The following is a 21,828-nucleotide window of genomic DNA, read 5'->3' as shown; positions in this document are numbered from 1 at the left end:
AGCTCATCCGAAGAGTGCATACGTGTCCGCCACCTCCCGCTTCCGTTTCCTGCGCACGGTGTTCGCCTGCGTGCTCGGTTCGTCGATTTTTTCGAGCCAGGCGCAGACCGCCTGCCCATCCGGCCAACAGCCCCTCTGCCTCGGCGCCTGCGTATGCATGCCGGTCTCTGCGCAGCATTCCGAAACGCTGTACGAGCAGGTGCAGTGGTTAGCTGCCGCGGGGCTGGAGACCTGGATTCGCCAGTCGCGCGATCGGCTGGCGTTGCAGGAGAGCCAGCCTATTCCGCTGCACATCCGCTCGCAGCTCGAGCCCTATTTCGATCTGGTGGTGTTGGAAACCGCGCGCTACCGCGTCGGCGATGACAGCGTGCTCACCGCCGCCAACACCCTGCTGCGCAACCCGGACATCGTCGCGGTGACGCTGATCGACATCATCGTTTTCCGCAACGAGGCCGATGCCCTGGACAACGTTGCCCTCTGGGCGCACGAGGTCAAGCACGTCGAGCAATACCTGGAATGGGGCGTAGGCGAATTTGCGCGGCGCTATACCCGCGATTACAGCAGCGTCGAACGGCCGGGTTATGCCATGGAGCTGCAGCTCGAGCGCGAAGCGGCCTTGCGCGAAGCCGGCGGAAGCACAGCGTCGCGCCATTCAGCCGAATGACCTAGATCGAGGGATCGGTCCAGGGCAGCTCCGGTCACAACCTTATCGCCATAAGGAGACTGCCATGCCTGTTACCGTGACCAAGCTCCAGGGCAACGATATCCCCGAGGAGATGCGTGGGCCCGAGGTCGAGGTGGTATTCCGCGTCACCGACCATGAGGGCAAGGTGAAATACCTGCTGGACGATGTCGAAGCCGCACAGAGCGCCGTGCGGGCCAGCGATGAACGTCAGGCCGCAAAAGGGTGACCGCTGCGCCAGCTGAACGGCCGCGCAGGGCCTGACAATCCGACAGCTTATTTTCGGCTGACCGATGCCCTCTCGCCGCGGCGACTCAACCGGCGCTGCCTTGAGTCGCCTGGGTGTTTTCGTCCGCCCAACCCGGCAGCAGCTCAGGCGCCATGGGGCGGGCAATGTAATACCCCTGTCCCTCCTCACAGCCCCACTGGGCCACCAGATCGTAGACCGCCTGGGTTTCGATTCCTTCGGCCACGACGCGCAGTTCGAGGCGCTTGGCCAAATCGATGATGGTTCGCACCAGCCGACAGTCTTTCTCGTCGTCGCCCAGGTTGCGGATGAAGGATTGATCGAGCTTGACCGTCGATGCCGGCAGGTCGCGCAGATAGGTCCAGTTGCTGTAGCCGGTGCCGAAGTCATCGATGGCCACCTCCACGCCCAGTGAGCGCAGGCGCAGCAGCTGGCGACTGACTTCGCCCGGGTTACGCATCAGCGCGCTTTCGGTAAATTCCACCTCCAGACTTCTCGGGTCGACACGTTGATCGTTCAGCAACTCAATGATGCGGTCGACAAAGGCCGGACTGTCCAGATCCGACGCCGACACGTTGATAGCGACCTTGAACCTCGCCCCCTGGCGCTGCCAGGTCGCCGCCTGCATGACGGCCTTCTCGGCGACCCACAGGCTCAGCTCGCGGATCAGCGCGGTCTTCTCGGCCAGCGGAATGAATTCCGCCGGGCCGATGGCGCCGAGCGTCGGATGATCCCAGCGCAGCAGCGCCTCGACCGCAGTGCAGTGCCCATCCACCAGGCTGATACGCGGCTGATAGACCAGCCGCAGCTGTCCGTCGCTGTGCAACGCCTCGGCGAGACCGCTGAGCAAGGTGAAGGCACGCTGCTGCACCGCATCGAGTCGGGATTCGTAAGGCGACCAGCCGATGCCACGATCACGCGCGTCGTCCGCCGACGTGATCGCCAGGCGTAGCCAGTCCTGCTCCAGTACGCCACTGTGCAGCGGCAGCACGCCGAGACCGACCTGGGTCTTGATTGGAATCGAATTGCACTGCACCGGGGCGTCGAACGCCGCGATGATCCGGTCATAGAGCTGGATCAGTTCATCCTGCGGCCCGTCGGGGATCAGAAAAGCAAAACGAGTCGGGCTGATGCAATACAGCCCGCACCGATCTGGAAGCTGCGCTTGCAGGGTCTGTTTCATGCGCAGCATCAGCGCTTGGGCAAAGCTGTGACCGAGCACCTTGATGATGTCGTTCAACAGCATCGGCCCGATCACATCGGCCACGACCAATACATTGCTCTGATCAGACGTGGCAGCTGCCCGCGCCACGTCATCTTCGAGCCGCGAGCGGTTGTACAAACCCGTGGATGCATCGATGAAGTTGGTGTTGCGCAGCGTCAGGATGCGCGCCATCGTCAGTTTGGCGAAATGGCCAAGCATCGACAGTTCCTGCGGGGTCATAGCCCGTCGCGGCTTGGTGTCGATGATGCACAGGCTGCCCAGGCCCAGCCCTTCCGGCGTAATCAGTGGCATGCCCGCATAAAAACGAATGCCTGGCTCGCCCGTGACAAGCGGGTTGTTCTGGAAGCGCACATCCTGGGTGGCATCGAGCACCTGGAGCGGCTCGTTGGCGAGGATTGCATAGGCGCAGAAGGAATCGTGTCGCGGCGTCTCCTGCGTCAGCAGCCCGATCCGGGCTGTGAACCACTGGCGCTGTTCGTCGACGATCGAGATCAACGCAATCGGCGCCTGGAAATACTCCGCCACCATCGCCACGATGTGCTCGAACACCTCGTCGGGCGCCGTGTCCAGCCGGCACAGCTGCGTCACTTGCAGCTGTCGCTGCGCTTCATTTATCGGGGTGGGAGCACCAGCCATATGATCGACTGCCTGGAAATTCGAATGGGTCCGAGCCGTCGGCGCGGCGTCCGGTATGGGTTGCAACGGATATCTGGACGTCATGCCCGAACGGTCGGCACAACGGGACCTCTTGCCCGCATATCGACCGGCTCGTTTGTTCCTTGATGAGGTGCCGACGGGAGGTGCAGATGGGTGCGACATGAGCATCCTCATAGTGAATACGCGCCAGCATGCTTGTAGGCTTCTCGCTTATCTGTCGCTCCGGAACGCCTTCGACGCATCGCTTTCCAACCTTCACCCCCAGAGGTGAATTCGCCTCCGTGGTTCATAACCGCCGAAAAGCCAGCAGTACAAAGCCGCCGCCTGGCGGCGGCACCACAGGACGATGCCCGGACATGCCCGATGCGATGAATGAGGTGCCTGATTTTCTCGTCGGTGGAGGGGAAATGGGCGCATTGATGCGAAACCATGATTGGGCGGCCACGCCGTTCGGCCCTGTCGAGTGTTGGCCGCAATCCTTGCGCTCCATGGTCGGCGCCTGTCTGAATTCCCCGCTGTTGGGAACGGTGCTCTGGGGGCCAGAGCTGCGAATGCTCTATAACGATGCTTACGTCGCCTCAATGGCCGATCGTCATCCTGCCGCGATAGGGCGGCCGGTAGCCGAGGTATGGGGTGACGTCTGGGACCTGGTGGCGCCCCCGTTTGAACATGCGATGCGCACGGGGGAAGGCTTCGCGCAGGACCGGGTCGAGTTGCCAATGGTGCGCAACGGCCAACCAGAAATCACCTATTGGAACATCAGCGCGACACCGATTTTCGGTGAAGACGGCAGAGTCGTCGGCCTGCTGAACCAGGGCATCGAGATCACCGGTCAGGTGGTTGCCGAACAGCAGCGCCTGGTCGCCAAGCAGCAGTTGCGTGACATGAACGAGCAGTTGGCTCAAGAGGTTGCCATCCGCACGGAAGAACGCAACCTGATGTGGGACACCTCGCCCGACTTGATGGTGGTGATCAACTTCGAAGGGATATTCCAGCGTGTGAACCCAGCATGGACGACCCTGCTCGGCTACCAGCCCGAAGAACTGATCGGCCATCACATCAATGAATTCATTACCGAAGAAGACCATCTGCGTACCGTTGACGCCTACCTGACTACAGCCGGTGGCAAGCAGGTGCGGATCGTCAATCGCTACCGACACAAGAACGGGGCGCACCACTGGATTTCGTGGGTCGCCGCACCCGCCGGTGACAAAACGTACGCCACCGGCCGTGACATCACCGAAGAAATAGAGCGTCAGGCACAACTCGAGTCGACCCACGAGCAGCTGCGTCAGGCCCAGAAGATGGAAGCAGTCGGCCAGCTCACCGGCGGCCTGGCGCACGACTTCAACAACCTGCTCGCCGGCATCTCCGTCAGCCTGGAAATGATCGAGGCCCGCATTCGGCAGGACCGCACCGGCGAGGTCTCGAAATATCTGCTGGTAGCGCAGGGTGCGACCAAGCGGGCCGCGGCGCTGACCCATCGCCTGCTGGCCTTTTCCCGCCGTCAGACGCTGGCCCCCAAAGCCATCAATGCCGGTCGGCTGGTCAGCGGCATGCTCGACATGGTCCAGCGCACCGTGGGGCCGAACATCGTCGTGGAGAGTTACTGCACCGCTGATTTGTGGACGGCTCGGGTCGACCCGTCACAGCTGGAAAATGCCCTACTCAACCTGTGCCTCAATGCCCGCGACGCAATGCCTGAGGGCGGTCGCATCACGGTCGAAACCGGCAACCGCGTGTTCGATGCCGAGAGTGCCCGGCAGCAGGACATTCCCGAGGGCGAATACCTGGCCATCCGCGTCACCGACAGCGGCACCGGCATGTCGCCCGAGGTGCTGACCAAAGCCTTCGACCCCTTCTTCACCACCAAGCCGATGGGGGAAGGAACAGGCCTCGGCCTGTCGATGATCCATGGATTTACGCAGCAGTCCGGTGGTCAGGTGCGTATCCATTCCCAGCTTGGTATCGGCACCACCGTCAGCCTCTACTTGCCGCGGTACACCGGCACGGCGGAACGCGATAACGGCCCGCTCGGTCCGGCTCCCGTGCTGCCCGCCCAACGAGGCGAAACGGTGCTGGTCGTCGATGACGAACCGACGGTGCGGCTGCTGATCACCGATCTACTGGCGGATCTCGGCTATCGCGCCATCGTCGTCGCCGACGGGGTTGCGGCACTCGAAGTGCTGCAGTCCGGCGAGCACCTCGATCTGCTGCTGACCGATGTCGGCCTGCCCGGGGGCATGAACGGTCTGCAGCTCGCCAATGCCGGTCGGCTCGCTCGTCCCGATCTGCGCGTGCTGTTCATCACCGGTTATGCCGAGAACGCATTGTTCCACAACGGCCTGCTGGAGCCCGGAATGTCGGTGCTCAGCAAACCGTTTTCGGTTAACAGCCTGGCCGAGCGGATGCGCGAGCTGATCGGACAGCCGCCTGCGCTTCACGGCTGAACTCCTACCCTTTTACTGGGGCTTTCGTCGGCTTCCCGGTTTATTGCCGGAACCATCCGCCTGCTATTCCCCTCTGCTGAATACAGATGAGAAAGCACCGAACCGAGCCGAGACGCCGTGCTATGGCGTCTCTATCAGCACAAAGAGGGCAAACACATGGCTGACGAACAACGTATCCGCGAACGCGCCCACGAAATCTGGGAAGCCAAGGGCCGTCCCGAAGGCCAGCAAGACGAGCACTGGGCAGAAGCCCGCGACGAGATGGAACCTTTCTACAAGGAAGGCGATGCCACCGCTGGCAGCATCGAAAGCAGTGTCGCGATACCCATGCCCAAGCCGAAAGGCGAACGCTGATCGGCTGAGCTGTCGGAGCGCGGCGTGTTAGCCGTCTCCGACGCCAGACACTTTCATTTTCGCAGCGGCTAAAGCAGACAGCGCTCTCCTTCACCTGGTTATTCGTCCCGATGCAAACACTCGACTACAAGGCCATCTTTCAGGCTGTCCCCAACCTGCACCTGATCCTTTCGCCTGATCCGACCTTCACGATCCTGGCGGCCAGTGATGCGCAGTTGCGCGCGACCAATACGCGTCGGGAAGACAGCGACGGGCGACCGGTTTTCGATGTAATCCGCAAGAACCCTGACGAGCCCAAAGAGTTCGGTACCGGCGTTTTGCGCGCCTCGCTTGAACGCGTGCTGAACACACGTGCACCGGATCGCATGGCCATTACCCGATACGACATCGCTCGCCCGCAAGCCGAAGGTGGCGGCTTCGAGCTGCGCTATTGGAGCCCGCTCAACGTGCCGGTGCTGGACGACAATGGAGAGCTGCATTGCATCCTTCATCAGGTCGAAGATGTCACCGAGCATGTAAAAGGTGAGGAACGCGCTGCGTTGAGCCACACCAACGAGCGCTTCCGTGCCGCGCTGATGGCATCAGGCACTGGAACCTTCAACTGGTACCTGAACGACGGCAGCATTCAGTTCGATAGCTCGCTGGAGCAGATGTTCGGGCTGGCGCTGGGGCAGCGGCTCGACAGCTTCGAGCGGTTCATCGAGCAGGTGCATGCCGAAGACCGCACGCGGGTACGGCGGGCATTCGACCGCTACGCTCAGGCGCTCGATGGTGCGGTGGAGTTCCGCCTGGCGCATACCAGCCCGGAATCCTGGTTGATCTGCCGGGCCAAAGCTTTCCGCGATGCTACCGGCCAACTCGCCTACGTAGCTGGGGCCTGCACCGACATCAGTGCACGCAAGCACGCCGAGGAAGCCCAGCAGATCAGCGAGAAACGGCTGCGTCAGCTTAACGAAACCCTTGAAGCGCGTGTGGCCGCAGAGGTCAGCGAGCGCAGCCGCACCGAACAGGCGCTGCGCCAGGCCCAGAAAATGGAGGCTGTCGGCCAGCTCACTGGTGGTATCGCTCACGACTTCAACAACCTGCTGACCGGCATCATCGGCAGCCTGGACCTCATGCAGCGACGTTTCCGCCGTGGGGAGGTCGCGGATGTGGAGCGCTACATCAATGCGGCGGTAACCTCTGCGCAGCGTGCGTCGGCACTGACGCAACGGCTGCTGGCCTTCTCTCGTCAGCAAGCGCTCGACCTCAAGCCGGTCGACGTCAACCAACTGGTCGCCTCGCTGGAAGATCTTCTCCACCGCACCACCGGCGAGAACGTCGCGGTCATCACCCAACTCAGTGCGGGGCTGCCCCCCGCCTGCATGGACGTGAATCAGCTTGAAAACGCCGTGATCAACCTGGTCATCAACGCGCGCGATGCCATGCCGCACGGTGGCCGAATTACCATTTCCACGGCCAGCTTTCAGCTGGGCAACGAGCCGGATCCCGCTCGGCGCGGGCTGACCGAGGGCGAATATGTGCTGCTGACCGTCAGCGACACCGGCGTCGGCATGAGCCCGGACGTCATCGAGCGCGCGTTCGAGCCCTTCTTCACCACCAAGCCCATCGGCAAGGGCACCGGGCTTGGGCTTTCGATGATCTATGGCTACATCAAACAGGCCAAGGGCTACATCCACATCGAGTCTAAGCCTGAAAGCGGCACCCGCGTGCACCTCTACCTGCCTGTTCATCATGGCGAAGCCAGCGCTGTGGAAGTGGCGCAAGAGCGCACGCTACAAGGCACTGGCGAGACGATTCTGGTGGTCGAAGACGAACCCGTGGTCCGCTCGCTGGTGGTCGAAGTGCTCAACGACCTGGGCTACGAGACGCTGGAAGCCGGCGAAGCCTCCGAAGCGCTGTTGATCACCGAGAGCTCGCAGCGAATCGATCTGATGGTCTCGGACGTCGGCCTGCCCGGCATGAACGGCCGGCAACTGGCCGAGATCGTTCGCCAGCAGCGCCCCGGCCTGAAAGTGCTCTTCGCCACCGGCTACGCCGAAAGCTTCGCCACCAATGACATCCTCGGGCCGGACATGGCCGTGATGGCCAAGCCGTTCGCCATCGATGCGTTCGCGCAAAAGGTCGGAGAGATGTTGGGTTCGTAGGCCAGTTGACGGCCGCTCTGCCGAGGCGCTGCCCAACGCTAACCTCGGGCCGCTCAGCGCCCCGCCCCTGCCCTTGCCAAACGCCACCGCGTTGCGGTTCCGGCAAGCCCGCAGATCCACCTGACCCATCAGGGTTGGCTCTGCGACTCGCGGGAACTACCGTGTACCAGCGAGCCAATTCAATCAACGCGGCTATCAGCCGCCTTTGAAAGGAAAACCTATGAGTGCTGAAACCATGCGTCATATCGATCACCGCCCCGGCGGCGGCCCCGAATGCCTGCGAATGGCCGAAGGCCCGGTGCCCGAGCCCGGCCCGCACGACGTGCTGGTCCGGGTGGCCTACGCCGGCATCAACCGGCCCGATGTGTTTCAGCGCTCTGGCAGCTACCCGCCGCCAGCGGACGCCTCGCCGCTGCTCGGCCTGGAAATCTCCGGCGAAATCGTCGCGCTCGGCGCTGACGTCAGCGGCTGGAAAGTCGGCGATCAGGTCTGCGCGCTGACCCCCGGTGGCGGCTACGCTGAATATTGCGTGGCCCCGGCCGAACACTGCCTGCCAGTGCCCGCCGGGCTGTCATTGCTGGAAGCGGCGGCGCTGCCGGAAACCTACTTCACCGTCTGGAGCAACGTGTTCGAGCGCGGTGCCCTGCAACCCGGCGAAGCCTTCCTCGTGCACGGCGGCTCCAGCGGCATCGGCCTGACCGCCATCCAGCTCGCCAAGCAGTTCGGCGCCACTGTCTACACGACGGTTGGCAGCAGCGAAAAAGCCGATGCCTGCCGGCGTGCCGGTGCGGACCGGGTGATCAACTACCACGAAGAAGACTTCGTCGAGGTGCTCAAGCAGGACACCGACGGCAGCGGCGTCAACGTCATTCTCGACATGGTCGGCGGCGACTACATCCCCCGCAACATCAAATCCCTCGCTGTAGAGGGCCGCCTGGTGCAGATCGCCTTCCTCAAAGGCAGCCGCGTCGAACTCGACACCGCGCCGATCATGCGCAAGCGCCTCACCTTCACCGGCTCCACCCTGCGCCCCCGCAGCCGCGCGGAAAAAGCCGACATCGCCCAGGCGCTGCAGGACAAGGTCTGGCCCCTGCTGGACCAGGGCCTCTGCCACCCCGTCATCCACGCCACCTTCCCCCTCGAAGAAGCCGCCGAAGCGCACCGGCTGATGGAAAGCAGCAAGCACATCGGGAAGATTATGTTGGAGGTTGGGCGCTAGACACGAGGACGGGCCGGTAATGCTCCGGCCCTTGCTGTGTTCGAACCAGATGCCGACGGAGCGGAATGGTGCGCATCCAGCTGAAAACTCTTGGTGTATAACATTCCGGACGGGTGCCGATAACGTTGTAACGCCTATGCTAGAGCTGTTCGGGTAGGCGTAGAAGGAATGTTATACACCACGCGCGTTCGGCGTCTTATACACCACTTGGTGTCTAGTTATAGTTAGCCCGCAGGAGATCTCCATGGAGTTCCATCGAGGTAGGCTTATCGACCACGTCGAAATCCGAGTAGCTGATCTCGAGATCAGCAAACATTTCTATCGAGCAGTTCTTCCTTCGCTTGGCTTGCCGGAACCGTATGAAGGTAAAGATTTTTTCTTCTCGGACGAGCTTGTAGTCAGCAAGGCGGATGACTATATCTCTCGTGTTCACCTAGCTTTCCAGGCAAAAGATCACGATATGGTACAAGCCTTTTACAAAGCTGCTTTGGCGGCCGGGGGTCGTGACAATGGCGCTCCGGGCTATCGCCCTTACCATGCTGGCTATTACGCAGCCTTTGTTCTAGACCCGGATGGCAACAATATCGAAGCTGTCTACAATGGACCAGCCACTCGCTCTACCTCATCTGTTGTAATTACACCCGCGTGATTGGCGATGCACCGCCTGGTATAAGGCCTAACAATTCACTAAACCGGACCTGCGCAAAAAGTTGCGCAGGCCGGTTAGTTCCACGTTAGGTATCAAATGCTAAACCGCTACCCTGACCAAGCCCGCTCCCGTAGAGGTTACGCATTAACGGGAGCGTTGTTTTTGATATTTGGCGTATTTATGCTCTTTATCGGTTCAGCAGCAGGGGCTCTTGTCGGGGTGGTCATGGCCTGTACTTTGCTTTTCCAGCATGCCTATTTAGCCACTCTCGCTTCAAAAAATATAATAGTGCCATTTCATGGGTAGCAAACTTTGGTAGCCTGTCGTGAAACAGTCGTTCGCTTCGCTCACTGGGACCGGCTAAAGCCGGCCCCTTAACCAAACGTTATACAACACGGCCTAAACATGAGTGAATTTGAGATCAAAATACTAACTCCAGAAACCTGGGAGTTATACAAATCAGCCAGGCTGAATTCTTTAAAGGAATCACTTGATTCTTTTGGCTCAATTTATAATCAGGAAGCCGTATTGTCAGATGCGGAATGGAAATCACGTTTAGATCTTAAATCTCGTGATATTGATGCTTTGCCATTAATCGCAGAACTTAAGGGTCAGCCCGTAGGTATTGCTTGGGGCTTTATACATAAGCCGAACTTGCAAGTCGCGCACATCTATCAAATGTGGGTTTCGCCAGAGCTGAGGGGTAAAGGCATAGCAAAATCCCTTCTGCTTGAAATTAAATCATGGGCTTTAGGCAGAGGGTGCAGTCTTATGGCACTTGGCGTCACAACAAGCAACGAAGCGGCAGTCAACTTCTATAAATCATTTGGTTTTGTCGCTGCAGGACAGCTTGAAGAGTTGAGAGCTGACTCACCACTGTTGGTTCAGCCCATGACTATAGAGTTGAACAGCGCCGTATAGCAAATGGTTCAAATCGTTCGCTGCGCTCACTGGGACGGTCTAAAGCCCGCCCCTTAACCAAACGTTATGTTTACAGGAGTAATGCATGTCACTGGATGTCGCGTATAGCATTGAAGTAGATGACTATGTAGACCCAGATAAGGCATACGACCTCTACTGGGCAGGTCTAATAGCGGATAAACAAGCATTCCTCTGCCCAGGAACTGACTGCACTGCTCAAGTTACCTGCTGCAACATAGATAAAGACGCACAAAATATGAGGGTCGTCCCTCATTTCAGAATTATGGGAAAAATCATGCAGAAACCTGCGAGGTAGCTCGTGGCGTCGACTATGCAATAAATTACACTCTACGAAAAAACAAGAACAAAGAAAAAGAATCAATCGACAAATCCATAGTTGATGAGTTTATTCTCAAACGCCCTGACTCATATTACGACGAGCGACTCCCCGGAAGCCCTGAGACAAAAAAGGCAAAAAAACAATTAATGTACAAAGGCGGCAGCCTTGAGGAGCGACTGAGGGAAATTGGTTGCTCAAGCAAAATATACTCAGTCAGGTCAGTAGTTAGCCGCTACATCAGATACGAAAAGGATGGATCTCTTCGCTCAAGAAGGGTTAACGTGCTTGGAAAGGACGCTGCCTATACATCAATAATGAAATGCGTCTGGGAGCAAGATCTAGAAAAACTGCCGGAATATCCTGTAATTTATTATGGCTGGGCATATATTGACCGACTCAGCTCAGATCAAGGCTACAGAATAAAATTCAAGAAGAAATTAAAATTCGGCGAAAAAACGCTAGATGCAACAATTATGATTTTCGACAACTTAATAGATTCCTACAAAATTAAAAAACTCGTCTCAACCAGGCTTACGAAAATAGTCTCCGGCAGCAAAAAGGCTTTTGTTTTCGTCTACGGCAAACCTGAAGTAAACCAAAGTAAACAAACCGGTAAAGAATACGCCAACTTTAAAATAACTAATCTTGACATGATAGATGTCAACCATGATTCACCTTTCCCGAAGCTCGGTGAACAGTAAACATAACCGCAAGAAAAGGGGACAGATTTATTTATTCGGCGCTTTTCCCGTCCGCTAACTCCGTTATCTGTTTTAACCGCTGCAAGAATCACCGCGAAAACCCAATGGCTCATCGCTGCCCCGTCCAGTGAGGTAGCCTGGACGAAACGCGTGGAAAAGGCTCCGCCGTTTTCCACCCTACGATGCCGAGGTCCGGCGGAGCAGGCGAGGGCGGTGACGTAGGGTGGACAACGCTTCGCTTGTCCACGCGCTGCTGCTTGATGGTGACGCCAGGGTAAAAGGACCGATTTTTCTCCTGCTGTTATTTGCCGGGTCGCCTATGTCTTACCTTCGCGGCCCGCTCGCTTACTCACTAGGTGACATGACATGAACCACGGCTTTTCTGTCCTCCCCCAAAGCTTTGTGATTGCACAGTTGGAGCGGGATGCTGACCTGCCGAACGCAGTCTTGGCGTCACCAGGCTTTATGTCGATCACCCGGACGGATGATGAGCTGTCGATTGTCTGCGCTGAGGGTGCCGCAACCGGTTTAGCCCGTGTGGACAGCGGTTGGCGCGCGATCAAGGTGCAAGGTCCGTTCGCCTTTGATCAGACGGGTGTCCTGGCCACCTTCCTTGACCCCCTCGCGGCTGCCGCTATCGGCATTTTCGCGGTGAGCACGTTCGATACCGACTACATATTGGTCAAGTCGATGAATCTCGAAAATGCCGTGGAGGTCCTGAAAGAAGCGGGTCACCGCCTCTTGGGCTGATCACTCGCAGTAGGGAAAAGCGAACGGTTATTTACCTTTCAGTTAGTTAGCTTCATAACACCCTGTCACTTTCTTCGACGTAGCCGCTCAATCCCACAAGGTGTGAAGCCATGCAGCTAACGACACTGCTCGTCCCAACTTATACCCAAATGCTCAAAACCCTCTCAGGCTGGCTAAAGAAGGCGCAGGCCCAGCTACCGGAAGCAGAGGCACAAGCACTGTTATCCGCACGTTTGGCGCCCGACATGTATCCGCTGTCGACTCAGGTTCGCTTTGCCTGTGTGCAGGCGCGAGAAGCCGTGTGCCGTCTGAGAGGAGAGGCGTTCCCGCCTGCTATCAACGAGCTGCTGAACGAGGGACGTCACGCTGTCAAAAGCCCCGGATCGCTCGCTGATGCTCATGCGCGGATCGATGAGACGGTCGCGTTGCTCGACCGCCTCGCAGCCGATGCGCTCGATGTAGATGGGGATAAGCCCATCGCCCATGAACTCCCGAACGGGATGGTCTTGGATCTGACCGCAGACCAATACGCCCGTGACTGGACGCTGGGCCAGTTCTATTTCCACGTCATGACTGCTTATTCGATATTGCGTAAAGAAGGGATCAATCTCGGCAAGGCGGACTATGTGGCGCACTTGCTGCCCTATGTGCGTCCGGAAACGATTCCGAAGGGCTAACAAAGTTGCTGGGACGTGGCGCGTGGAAAAGGCTCCGCCGTTTTCCACCCTACGATGCCGAGGTCCGGCGGAGCAGGCGGGTGTGGTGGCGTAGGGTGGACAACGCTTCGCTTGCCCACCCGAGACCCACCGCTTTCTGCCGAGGGCGCTGTAAAGCGCTATGCGAACTCTGGACGCTCAAGCCTTAAAAACGCCGTGAGCTCGCTTTTCTTGGCCATGGCGTCCTGGTAACCCAGTTCGATCAGCTCGCTGCAGTAGCCGGGTTCGAACAACAGATAACTCAACAGCCCACCGCCACCTTCGCGCGTGCCGCCGGGGCCGCGCAAGAACAGTCTCAGGGCTGCAGGCAGCTCTTGCCGATGGCGGGCGGCGATCTTGTCCAGCGGTTGGCTGGGCGAAATCACCAGCACCTCGATGGGCGTCAGGCCGTAGGCGCGTTTGCGCTGTTCGATAGGCACCAGTTTCCCCAGTAGATTTAGGCGCTCCAGCAGCTCGATATCACTCTCGACGTTGTCGATGAAGGTACTGTTGAGCATGTGCCCGGCGATTAGCGCCAGGCTCGGGATGGTGCCTGTCGGCCTTGGTGTTGGCGCGGTCTTGGTCTGGTCATCTATCGGGTTGCCACTGACCCCGACCACCAGTACACGTGTGGCGCCCAGGTGCAGGGCGGGGCTGATCGGTGCGGTCTGGCGTACCGCGCCATCACCAAAATACTCGCGGTTGATCTTGACCGGCTCAAAGATCAGCGGAATGGCAGAGCTGGCCAGCAAATGGGGAATAGCCAGGCGGGTCGGCACACCCACCCGACGATGGCGGAGCCACGGGTCGATGGCGCCATGGCCCTGATAGAAGGTCACCGCCTCGGCCGACTCGTAGCCGAATGCCGTCACCGCTATTGCGCGTAGTTGCCGATGGCGCATTGCCGCGGCGATTCCCGAGAAATCCAGTTCGCGTTCGAGCAGCCTGGCCAGTGGCGAACTGTCGAGCAGCGCAACGGGCACTTGCTTGCCAATACCGAGCACGCTGTGGCCAATGAAACGGCTGGCTTGGTGCAACACACCCGGCCAGTCGCTGCGGTACACCTGATCGGTATGAATACTGCGCCACACGTTGCTCAGCCGCCGCACCGCCTCGCAAAAGTGCAGGGCGCCACACGCCAGGCTGACGGCATTGATCGCACCCGCCGAGGTGCCGACGATCACGGGGAACGGGTTGCGTGAAGAATTGGGCAGCAGATCGGCAATCGCGGAAAGCACGCCAACCTGATACGCCGCTCGTGCGCCACCGCCCGAGAGAATGAGCCCAGTGGTACCTGGGTTGGTTGCAGTGTCCTCGGTCATCAATGATTCCAATTCGGGGTTTTCGGTAGCGCTAGGGCTCGCACATGACAACGAAGAACAGATTACTGAAAAAGGGGGGCAGTCACCCGCCGGCGAAGGCAGTAAACGTAGGGTGGGCTTTAGCCCACCGGAGGGGTGGGGTTTGACGGTGGGCTGAAGCCCACCCTACGAGTACGTGCGTGGCTGACCAATATTTGTGAACCTGAACTGAATAGCCCAGCCATTCCCACTCACCCGGTGCGCTTCGAACCGTTCCGCATGCTTGCCGTATCATGCCCGCCCCGTAGCCGCTTCTGACCTCCACCCCATGACCACCCTCGAACTCATCGCCTCCGCCCTCGGTGTGCTCGCCGTCTGGCTTACCGTCCGCCAGAACCCGCTGTGCTGGCCCATCGGGTTGGTGATGGTGTCGCTCTACGCCTGGTTCTTCTTCGAGGTGCGGTTGTATTCGCAGGTGCTGCTCAACGGGGTGTTTGCGGCCATGCAGGTTTATGGGTGGTGGCAGTGGACACGGGGCAGCGACAGTGAAGGAGGGCGGCCCGTGGTGGGCGCGACGACCCTGGAGGTCGGCGTTGGGCTTGTTGTCGCGGTGCTGGGGAGTGTCGGGCTGGGTGTGTTGATGGCGACCGCTACCGAAGCGGCCTATCCCTGGCCGGATGCGACGCTCACGGCCTTCAGCCTACTGGCGCAGCTGTGGATGGCGCTCAAGCGCTGGCAGTGCTGGGTGCTGTGGATCGTTGTGGACACGCTCTACGTGGCCTTCTTTGTCTTTCAGGAATACTGGCTCACCGCAGGGCTGTATGGGTTGTTCACGTTGCTGGCGGTGATGGGCCTGCGCGAATGGCGGCAGGCGAGGGCGGCGGTTCATGAACACGCGGCGCCCGCAGACAGTTAACGATGTAGGGTGGGTTTTTAGCCCACCGGAACGGTGTTGGGCCGAGGATGGCGGGCTGAAGCCCACCCTACGGATGAGGGCCAGCAGCCCCGGTGTCGTAGACCTGATAAACAGGCCCAACTAGTCCCAGCCTGGCTGGCGCACTTTGAGCTCTTCTTGCACGCCTAAATTGGCAGGCCTGTCCACTTTCGGCACGAGGCTCATTTCCGACCAGAGTGCCGCCAGGCACTTCGGATACTGCTACGCTGCATCAGCAAAACCCGCGTTTCAGAGCGCCTCGAGCCACGTCCAGGTAGACCCCGGTTGCCGCTCTCAAAGATCGGCATCGCCCCTGTCAGCAACAACCCCGCTCATTCGCCAACAGCAGACCGTGCCCCATGTTGTTCAGCCGTTTCGAAAACCTGATCGATGTCTTCAAGCCCAGCCCGGACGTGGAGCCGCCCGCCGGCATGCTGCGGTTCTATGCCCACTACCTGAAGCAGGTCTGGCCGTTGATGGCCGCGGTGCTGGTGATCGGCTTCTTCGCGGCGTTGATCGAGGTGGCGCTGTTCAGCTTCCTCGGCCAGCTGATCGACATGGCCCAGACGACCGATGACGCGCGGACCTTCTTCACCGAACACCGCAACGCGCTGCTGTGGATGGCGGTGGTGGCGCTGATAATCCGGCCTCTGGTATTCGGCCTGCACAACCTGCTGACCCATCAGGCGATCAACCCGGGGCTGACCAATCTGGTTCGCTGGCAGAACCACCGCTATGTGCTCAAGCAGAGCCTGAATTTCTTCCAGAACGACTTTGCGGGGCGCATCGCCCAGCGCGTGATGCAGACCGGCCCGTCGCTGCGCGATTCGGCCATGCAGGTGATCGATGCGCTCTGGCATGTGGTGGTCTATGCCGGCAGTGCGCTGTACCTGTTCGCCGCCGCCGATCTACGCCTGATCGTGCCGCTGGTGCTATGGATCATCGGCTACACCGCGGCGCTCTGGTACTTCGTGCCGCGGATCAAGGCGCGCTCGGCGGCCGCTTCCGCGGCGCGTTCGAAAGTCATGGGCCGGGTGGTGGACGGCTACAGCAACGTCGCCACGCTCAAGCTGTTCGCGCACTCCAAGGAAGAAGAAAGCTACGCCCGCGAGGCCATGCAGGAGCTGCTCGGCAAGTTCCAGCTGCAGTCGCGCATCATCACCAGCCTGGATTTCCTGATCACCTGCATGAACGGCCTGCTGATCGTCGGCACCGGCGCGCTGGCGCTGTGGCTGTGGAGCGAGGCGCTGATCAGCACCGGCGCCATCGCCCTGGCGCTGGGCCTGGTGATCCGCATCAACAACATGGCCGAGTGGATCCTGTGGGTGGTCAACGGCATCTTCGAGAACGTCGGCACCGTGCAGGATGGTATGCAGACCATCGTCCAGCCGCGTCACGTGGTCGACCGCGAAGACGCCAAGCCGCTGAAGGTGGAGCAGGGCGGCGTGCGCTTCGACGATGTGCATTTCCACTACGGCAAGAAGGGCGGCGTGATCAGCGGCCTGACGGTCGACATTCGCCCAGGCGAGAAAATCGGCCTGGTCGGGCCGTCCGGCGCGGGCAAGTCGACGCTGGTCAACCTGCTGCTGCGCCTCTATGACCTGGAAAGCGGGCGCATCCTGATCGACGGGCAAAACGTCGCCGAGGTCAGCCAGGAAAGCCTGCGGGCCAACATCGGCATGGTCACTCAGGACACCTCGCTGCTGCACCGGTCGATCCGCGACAACCTGCGCTACGGCAGGCCCGATGCCACCGATGAACAGCTCTGGGCGGCGGCGCGAAAGGCCCGCGCGGATGGCTTTATCGCCACGCTGGACGACAGCCAGGGCGGCTTTGGTTTCGAGGCCAAGGTGGGCGAACGGGGCGTCAAACTCTCCGGGGGCCAGCGCCAGCGGATCGCCATCGCCCGGGTGTTGCTCAAGGACGCGCCAATCCTGGTGATGGACGAAGCCACTTCGGCGCTGGATTCGGAAGTCGAAGCGGCGATACAGGAGAGCCTCGACACCTTGATGGACGGCAAGACGGTGATCGCCATCGCCCACCGGCTGTCGACCATCGCGCGCATGGACCGCCTGGTGGTGATCGACGAGGGGCGGGTGATCGAGACCGGTACCCACGCCGAGCTGATCGAGCGCGGCGGCCTCTATGCGCGCCTGTGGCAGCACCAGACGGGTGGCTTTGTAGGTGTCGATTGAAGTGAGCACAAGGATGAGCATGCAATGAAAGTGCTGGTACTGACGGGAGCCGAATCCACCGGCAAGAGCTGGCTGGCTGCACGGTTGAAGCAGCGCTTCAGTGGTGTGGTGGTGGGTGAGTACGTCCGCCATTTCATCGACAGCGAGCAGCGTGAGACCTGCCTGGACGACATCCCAGCCATCGCCCGCGGCCAGCTCATGTGGGAAGACGCCGCGCGGGGCAAGACGCCTGGCCTCCTGATCCTCGATACGCACCTGCTGAGCAACATGCTCTGGAGCCAGACGCTGTTCGGCAGTTGCCCGCCATGGCTGGAAGACGAACTGCTCGCGCGCCGTTACGACCAGCACCTGCTGCTGTCGCCCGAAGGCGCCGAGTGGCACGCCGACGGCCAGCGCTGCCAGCCCGAGGTTGCACAACGTTGGGGTTTCCATGAGGCCTGCCGCAGCTGGCTCGAGCGCCACCGTCAGCCCTTCGTGGAAATCGCTGGGGACTGGGTCAGCCGGGAAGAGCAGGCGCTTGCTCAGGTTCGGGCGCTACTGGAACGGTGATGCATAAACCGCACGCGCGAGTGAAGCGACTGTCATCTTTCAACTGCTTGAGCAGATGATTCCAAGCCCGGATAGGACAGGTCCGTTTGGTCAACCCGCTTACCGGAGATTGCTATGAATATTTTCCTGACCTCTTCATTCGCGGACGTCGCTGATTTGTTCGTCGCCTTCACCCGAGTCGAATGCAGGGGCAAGAGGGTTACGTTGATTCCTACGGCAAGCCTTGCTGAGGAAGTGAATGCCTACCTGATCGCGGCCAAGGATGCGCTGGTTGAAGCGGGCCTGGTAATCGATGAACTCGAAGTCTCGACCGCCAGCCAGCAAGACATCGTCGAAAAGCTCGAACGTAACGACTACATCTATGTGGCAGGCGGCAACACCTTCTTTCTGCTGCAGGAGCTGAAGCGCACCGGCGCGGACAAGCTGATTGCCGAGCAGGTCAGGGCAGGCAAGTGCTACATCGGCGAGTCCGCCGGTTCCGCCGTGCTGGCGCCCAGCATCGAGTACCTGCAGAGGCTGGATGACCCCAGCGCCGCGCCCGATCTCGACTCGTTTGCGTCGCTCGCATTGATCGATTTCTACCCGCTGCCGCATTACGGAAACCCGCCATTCAAAGAAGCAGTCGAGCAGGTATTGATCGAGTACGGCGATACCCTGGACCTTCGCCCGTTCAGCAATCACCAGGCGATTGCCATTGTGGGCAATGAGGTCGATATCCAGACGAGCGCGAAGCCCCTCTGAGTAACGGGGCTGCGCGATGATCCTTGTTGGCCGGGTTCGTATGCCCGGTTCGAACGGGCAGCGGTGCGGGGCGATTTATTTGTCGTGTGGGCCATGGTGCACTAGCTAGTCGACGCCGCAGCGATCTGATGGCCATGTAGCTGCCGTAAGTGGACGTGTGGCGTTCCAAGCATGCCAAGGTTTGGCTGATACCTACTCACCGAACGAGCCGCTGAGCCCTGCGTTACCCGCCCAGTCCTCTGCTAACAGGCCTTTCTCCACGTACCGGTTGAAACTCGAATAGGGCCAGTCTGCGACCCGTTCTACCAGCCCGTGCTTTACCGGGTTGTAGTGGATGTAATCAACGTGTCGCTGCAAATCCGTTTCGTTCCGAATCTGATGCTCCCAGTAGCGTCGCTGCCAGATGCCTTTTTCTCGCTTACGGATTTGGCTCGCGTTGCGAGGCACGGCCGGAAGTTGTCGAGAGAAGGTGCTCTTGAGCAGGCTCCAGCGAACGGCAAAATCGGCGTCGTCGTTCGGAAGTGTCCAGATAGCGTGCAGGTGATCCGGCAGGATGCAGATGGCGAGGGTTTGGAAAGGACGGGTGTGGTGGGTCAGGCGATAGGCATGTCGGAGCAGTGCTATCTGTTCAATCAGCAAGCGAGATTGGCGGTCGGCCAGGGTCACAGTGAAAAACCACGTGCCGCCAGGCACCAGACTGCGGCGGTAGTTGGACATGGAGGCCTCCTTGCCTTCACGAGATGTATGTCGACGCCGTTGAGCTTCTGCCGGTTGACTGGAAATGCTTGCCGGGCAACGGTGGGCTGAAGCCCACCCTACGGGCGTGGGGTTCCAGCAACGGCTTTACGTAACGGAGTAGTCAGATTGTAGGGTGGGCTTTAGCCCACCAATTGGTAGCTGAACCGCGCCCTAAGGGCCAACCCTACGGCACAGCATGGCCACCGGGCAACGGTGGGCTTTAGCCCACCCTACGGTCGTGGGTTTCCGGCATCGGCTTACGTAACGGAGTAGATCAAATTGTAGGGTGGGCTTTAGCCCACCGATTGGTAGCTGAACCGCGCCCTGACGACCAACCCTACAGCGCAGCATGGTTATCGGGCAACGGTGTGCTGAAGCCCACCCTACGGTCGTGGGTTTCCGGCATCGGCTTACGTAACGGAGTAGATCAAATTGTAGGGTGGGCTTTAGCCCACCGATTGGTAGCCGGTCGCGCCCTGAGGGCCTACCCTACGGCGCAGCATGGTTATCGGGCAACGGTGGGCTGAAGCCCGCCCTACGGCGCTCAAGCAGTTTTGTCGCCGCGTTCTCACCCTGTCGGTCCCGCAGCATGGTGGGCTGGAGCCTGTACAGGCGCGCTGCTAGAGTGCCGCCGCTTGCCAACCATCGGCTGACAGGACGTCTGCCCAGCCGCCGCACAGGATGTTTCCATGAAAAAACTCGCACTTGCCGTTGCCGTGCCGCTGGCACTCGTCGGCGCCGCTACCCTTTACACCAGCACCCAGGTTGAATCGACTGCTCGCGCTGCCGTCGAGCAGGCCAATATCCAGCTGCGCGAGATGAGCGTTGGGGCCGGCGCCGAGGTTGCCATCAAAATGCTCAGTTTCGAAAGCGGCCTGCTGTCCAGTAACGCCCGCTATCAGGTCGACATCGAGGCCCAGGACACTGACGGTGAGCCCCGGCAGTTCACTGTGCTGCTGCAAGACCGCATCGAGCACGGCCCCTTTCCGGTGTCGCGCCTGACCCGCGGACAGCTGATGCCGGTTGCCGCCCAGAGCCATTTCCGCCTCGAGCGGTCAGCGCAAACTGAAGCGCTGTTCGAGGCCGCCGCCGGCGAAAACCCGCTGGTCGGCGATGTCGCCTTCGGCTATGACGGCAGTCAACAAGGCGCGCTGCGCTCGGCCTCCCTCAATCTTGAGAACGAAGACGGCACGGTTCGCGTTGCGGCCGGCACCGTGAACTTCGAAGTGGCCGACGAAACCACTACCGTGCGTTTGGAAGGTCAGCTGCCGCAAATCGACATGAACCTGCAACGCCGTGACGATGGCAAGCCGGTGCGGGTGAAGCTAAGCGGGATCGGCATGACCGTCGACAAGCACGACTACGTCAAGGGGTTCGGCCAAGGCCCCTCGGCCATCACGCTTGAACGCATGGAAATCCAGACCGATGACAATCCCGCCGTGGTCATCAAGAACGCCTCCATTGAAGAAGCGTCGAGTCGAAGCAGCGACGGCTTCGACCAGTCGATCGCTTACCGCGTCGGCGAGGTGGGGGCCAACGGTCAGTCCATCCGCAACCTGACGCTCGCCCTTAGCCTGCGCAACCTGGATGAAGGCAGCCTCAAGGCGCTGGTGGAAAGTTACAAGCAGATCCTCGACAGCGCGGCCACTCCGCAGGAGGCACTCGACAACATCACCGACGTTCAGCAGCAGGAGCTGCAGGCGCTCGCCCTGCAATTGCTGGAGCACAAGCCCACCGTGGCGCTCGACGAGTTCGGCTTCGAGACCGCTAACGGTGCGGCCCGGCTGTCCGTGGTGGCCGACCTGCAGGGCCCGAGCGCAGAAGCCTTTACCCCTGATGCGATGATCATCAGCATGCTGGCGTCGCTCGAAGCCGAAGCCGGTATCGATAAAGCCCTGGTTCGCGACGTCGCCAGCCTGATCGCTCAGCGCGAACCGCAGTACAGCGCCGACCCGGCTGCGTTGCAGCAGCAGGCAGACCTGACGACCGAGTTGTTCAGCGGTATGGCACTCGGTGCGGGTTGGTTCCAGCTGCAAGGCGATCGCCTGGTCAGCTCGCTGCATTACGCCAACAACAAGGTGACCTTGAACGGCCAAGATATGACCGTTCAGGAATTCATCGGCTTTGCCTTCGGCTCGGTACTGGGCGCCGGCCTGCTCGGCCAGTAAGCACTGGTCACGCATGAAAAAAGGCGACCCCCTGGTCGCCTTTTTTGTGTCTGCGGAAACCGTATGCGCCCTGTCGTGACGGCTCGGGCGGCGAGGCCCCTTGCGAGCGGCAAGCGCGCCGTATCGATGCCCTTTTTTGCTATCGTGGCGGCCACTTCGTCGACG

At 60.2% G+C, this 21,828-nt stretch carries 20 protein-coding genes; 17 read left to right on the top strand and 3 right to left on the bottom strand.

Translation table 11 applies throughout. The features are described from left to right. The first annotated feature begins 22 nt into the window (after positions 1 to 22). Entirely contained in the window at positions 23 to 664 is a 642-nt protein-coding gene (locus ACQKIK_RS17840; protein ID WP_499136938.1) for an eCIS core domain-containing protein, read from the top strand. Positions 665 to 728: 64 nt separating this feature from the next. Then, positions 729 to 911, top strand: coding sequence for a hypothetical protein (locus tag ACQKIK_RS17835; protein WP_046163250.1), 183 nt, complete (start codon positions 729 to 731; stop codon positions 909 to 911). A gap of 85 nt (positions 912 to 996) precedes the next feature. On the opposite strand, the gene ACQKIK_RS17830 is transcribed toward ACQKIK_RS17835, so the two are convergent. Further along, positions 997 to 2,790 (bottom strand): sensor domain-containing phosphodiesterase, encoded by a 1,794-nt coding sequence (locus ACQKIK_RS17830; protein WP_499136937.1) that lies wholly within the window; start codon positions 2,788 to 2,790, stop codon positions 997 to 999. Positions 2,791 to 3,167: 377 nt separating this feature from the next. Between ACQKIK_RS17830 and ACQKIK_RS17825 the strand changes: the two genes are divergently transcribed. From ACQKIK_RS17825 to ACQKIK_RS17780, 10 genes are all read left to right on the top strand, one after another. Next, complete coding sequence (locus ACQKIK_RS17825) at positions 3,168 to 5,261, top strand: hybrid sensor histidine kinase/response regulator (protein WP_499136935.1); 2,094 nt, start codon at positions 3,168 to 3,170, stop codon at positions 5,259 to 5,261. A gap of 156 nt (positions 5,262 to 5,417) precedes the next feature. Next, on the top strand, positions 5,418 to 5,615 hold the full coding sequence (locus ACQKIK_RS17820; protein ID WP_499136934.1) for a DUF2934 domain-containing protein: 198 nt from the start codon (positions 5,418 to 5,420) through the stop codon (positions 5,613 to 5,615). 110 nt (positions 5,616 to 5,725) lie between these two features. Beyond that, the gene (locus ACQKIK_RS17815) at positions 5,726 to 7,762 is read left to right on the top strand and encodes an ATP-binding protein (protein ID WP_499136933.1); all 2,037 of its coding nucleotides are present in this window, start codon (positions 5,726 to 5,728) and stop codon (positions 7,760 to 7,762) included. Positions 7,763 to 7,982: 220 nt separating this feature from the next. Next, positions 7,983 to 8,981: an NAD(P)H-quinone oxidoreductase gene (locus tag ACQKIK_RS17810; RefSeq protein ID WP_499136931.1), complete on the top strand. Its 999-nt coding sequence runs from the start codon at positions 7,983 to 7,985 to the stop codon at positions 8,979 to 8,981. Positions 8,982 to 9,225: 244 nt separating this feature from the next. Beyond that, positions 9,226 to 9,630, top strand: coding sequence for a VOC family protein (locus tag ACQKIK_RS17805; RefSeq protein WP_499136930.1), 405 nt, complete (start codon positions 9,226 to 9,228; stop codon positions 9,628 to 9,630). Positions 9,631 to 10,035: 405 nt separating this feature from the next. Beyond that, complete coding sequence (locus tag ACQKIK_RS17800; RefSeq protein ID WP_499136929.1) at positions 10,036 to 10,551, top strand: GNAT family N-acetyltransferase; 516 nt, start codon at positions 10,036 to 10,038, stop codon at positions 10,549 to 10,551. Between the two features lie 85 nt (positions 10,552 to 10,636). Next, positions 10,637 to 10,867, top strand: a complete 231-nt coding sequence (locus tag ACQKIK_RS17795) for a hypothetical protein (protein ID WP_499136928.1) — start codon at positions 10,637 to 10,639, stop codon at positions 10,865 to 10,867. Positions 10,868 to 11,037: 170 nt separating this feature from the next. After that, a complete protein-coding gene (locus ACQKIK_RS17790; protein WP_499136927.1) occupies positions 11,038 to 11,592 on the top strand; it encodes a hypothetical protein in 555 nt (184 codons plus the stop codon). A gap of 366 nt (positions 11,593 to 11,958) precedes the next feature. Continuing rightward, on the top strand, positions 11,959 to 12,342 hold the full coding sequence (locus ACQKIK_RS17785; RefSeq protein WP_499136926.1) for an ACT domain-containing protein: 384 nt from the start codon (positions 11,959 to 11,961) through the stop codon (positions 12,340 to 12,342). A 110-nt stretch (positions 12,343 to 12,452) separates the two neighbouring features. Further along, positions 12,453 to 13,019, top strand: coding sequence for a DUF1993 domain-containing protein (locus tag ACQKIK_RS17780; RefSeq protein ID WP_499136925.1), 567 nt, complete (start codon positions 12,453 to 12,455; stop codon positions 13,017 to 13,019). Between the two features lie 158 nt (positions 13,020 to 13,177). Here the strand turns inward: ACQKIK_RS17780 and ACQKIK_RS17775 are convergent, their stop codons facing one another. Continuing rightward, positions 13,178 to 14,359 (bottom strand): patatin-like phospholipase family protein, encoded by a 1,182-nt coding sequence (locus ACQKIK_RS17775; protein WP_499136923.1) that lies wholly within the window; start codon positions 14,357 to 14,359, stop codon positions 13,178 to 13,180. Between the two features lie 307 nt (positions 14,360 to 14,666). Here ACQKIK_RS17775 and pnuC point away from each other — a divergent pair, with 307 nt between their 5' ends. The 4 genes from pnuC to ACQKIK_RS17755 all read left to right on the top strand — a co-directional run bounded on the left by pnuC (position 14,667) and on the right by ACQKIK_RS17755 (position 18,757). Beyond that, on the top strand, positions 14,667 to 15,254 hold the full coding sequence (pnuC, locus tag ACQKIK_RS17770; RefSeq protein WP_499136922.1) for a nicotinamide riboside transporter PnuC: 588 nt from the start codon (positions 14,667 to 14,669) through the stop codon (positions 15,252 to 15,254). A 377-nt stretch (positions 15,255 to 15,631) separates the two neighbouring features. Further along, positions 15,632 to 17,467: an ABC transporter ATP-binding protein gene (locus ACQKIK_RS17765; RefSeq protein WP_499136921.1), complete on the top strand. Its 1,836-nt coding sequence runs from the start codon at positions 15,632 to 15,634 to the stop codon at positions 17,465 to 17,467. 24 nt (positions 17,468 to 17,491) lie between these two features. Then, positions 17,492 to 18,016, top strand: coding sequence for an AAA family ATPase (locus ACQKIK_RS17760; protein ID WP_499136920.1), 525 nt, complete (start codon positions 17,492 to 17,494; stop codon positions 18,014 to 18,016). Between the two features lie 114 nt (positions 18,017 to 18,130). Next, on the top strand, positions 18,131 to 18,757 hold the full coding sequence (locus ACQKIK_RS17755; RefSeq protein ID WP_499136919.1) for a Type 1 glutamine amidotransferase-like domain-containing protein: 627 nt from the start codon (positions 18,131 to 18,133) through the stop codon (positions 18,755 to 18,757). A gap of 192 nt (positions 18,758 to 18,949) precedes the next feature. Here ACQKIK_RS17755 and ACQKIK_RS17750 read toward each other — a convergent pair whose 3' ends face one another. Beyond that, entirely contained in the window at positions 18,950 to 19,474 is a 525-nt protein-coding gene (locus ACQKIK_RS17750; RefSeq protein ID WP_499136918.1) for an REP-associated tyrosine transposase, read from the bottom strand. A gap of 710 nt (positions 19,475 to 20,184) precedes the next feature. On the opposite strand from ACQKIK_RS17750, the gene ACQKIK_RS17745 reads away from it, so the two are divergent. Continuing rightward, positions 20,185 to 21,663 carry a YdgA family protein gene (locus ACQKIK_RS17745; protein WP_499136917.1) on the top strand — a complete coding sequence of 493 codons (1,479 nt, stop codon included), beginning with the start codon at positions 20,185 to 20,187 and terminating at the stop codon, positions 21,661 to 21,663. Positions 21,664 to 21,828 lie beyond the last annotated feature (165 nt).

The organism is Pseudomonas sp. NPDC047961, assembly GCF_050272435.1.
Lineage (GTDB): Bacteria > Pseudomonadota > Gammaproteobacteria > Pseudomonadales > Pseudomonadaceae > Stutzerimonas.
This window is presented reverse-complemented; position numbering and strand designations above follow the sequence as displayed.

Excerpts from the sequence above, each read along its gene's own strand:
- ACQKIK_RS17765 (WP_499136921.1), top strand. The coding sequence starts at position 15,632 with ATGTTGTTCAGCCGTTTCGAAAACCTGATCGATGTCTTCAAGCCCAGC.
- ACQKIK_RS17745 (WP_499136917.1), top strand. The coding sequence starts at position 20,185 with ATGAAAAAACTCGCACTTGCCGTTGCCGTGCCGCTGGCACTCGTCGGC.
- ACQKIK_RS17780 (WP_499136925.1), top strand. The coding sequence starts at position 12,453 with ATGCAGCTAACGACACTGCTCGTCCCAACTTATACCCAAATGCTCAAA.
- ACQKIK_RS17755 (WP_499136919.1), top strand. The coding sequence starts at position 18,131 with ATGAATATTTTCCTGACCTCTTCATTCGCGGACGTCGCTGATTTGTTC.
- ACQKIK_RS17820 (WP_499136934.1), top strand. The coding sequence starts at position 5,418 with ATGGCTGACGAACAACGTATCCGCGAACGCGCCCACGAAATCTGGGAA.
- pnuC (WP_499136922.1), top strand. The coding sequence starts at position 14,667 with ATGACCACCCTCGAACTCATCGCCTCCGCCCTCGGTGTGCTCGCCGTC.
- ACQKIK_RS17835 (WP_046163250.1), top strand. The coding sequence starts at position 729 with ATGCCTGTTACCGTGACCAAGCTCCAGGGCAACGATATCCCCGAGGAG.
- ACQKIK_RS17800 (WP_499136929.1), top strand. The coding sequence starts at position 10,036 with ATGAGTGAATTTGAGATCAAAATACTAACTCCAGAAACCTGGGAGTTA.
- ACQKIK_RS17790 (WP_499136927.1), top strand. The coding sequence starts at position 11,038 with ATGTACAAAGGCGGCAGCCTTGAGGAGCGACTGAGGGAAATTGGTTGC.
- ACQKIK_RS17760 (WP_499136920.1), top strand. The coding sequence starts at position 17,492 with ATGAAAGTGCTGGTACTGACGGGAGCCGAATCCACCGGCAAGAGCTGG.
- ACQKIK_RS17815 (WP_499136933.1), top strand. The coding sequence starts at position 5,726 with ATGCAAACACTCGACTACAAGGCCATCTTTCAGGCTGTCCCCAACCTG.
- ACQKIK_RS17750 (WP_499136918.1), bottom strand. The coding sequence starts at position 19,474 with ATGTCCAACTACCGCCGCAGTCTGGTGCCTGGCGGCACGTGGTTTTTC.
- ACQKIK_RS17795 (WP_499136928.1), top strand. The coding sequence starts at position 10,637 with ATGTCACTGGATGTCGCGTATAGCATTGAAGTAGATGACTATGTAGAC.
- ACQKIK_RS17830 (WP_499136937.1), bottom strand. The coding sequence starts at position 2,790 with ATGGCTGGTGCTCCCACCCCGATAAATGAAGCGCAGCGACAGCTGCAA.
- ACQKIK_RS17805 (WP_499136930.1), top strand. The coding sequence starts at position 9,226 with ATGGAGTTCCATCGAGGTAGGCTTATCGACCACGTCGAAATCCGAGTA.
- ACQKIK_RS17810 (WP_499136931.1), top strand. The coding sequence starts at position 7,983 with ATGAGTGCTGAAACCATGCGTCATATCGATCACCGCCCCGGCGGCGGC.
- ACQKIK_RS17825 (WP_499136935.1), top strand. The coding sequence starts at position 3,168 with ATGCCCGATGCGATGAATGAGGTGCCTGATTTTCTCGTCGGTGGAGGG.
- ACQKIK_RS17785 (WP_499136926.1), top strand. The coding sequence starts at position 11,959 with ATGAACCACGGCTTTTCTGTCCTCCCCCAAAGCTTTGTGATTGCACAG.
- ACQKIK_RS17775 (WP_499136923.1), bottom strand. The coding sequence starts at position 14,359 with ATGACCGAGGACACTGCAACCAACCCAGGTACCACTGGGCTCATTCTC.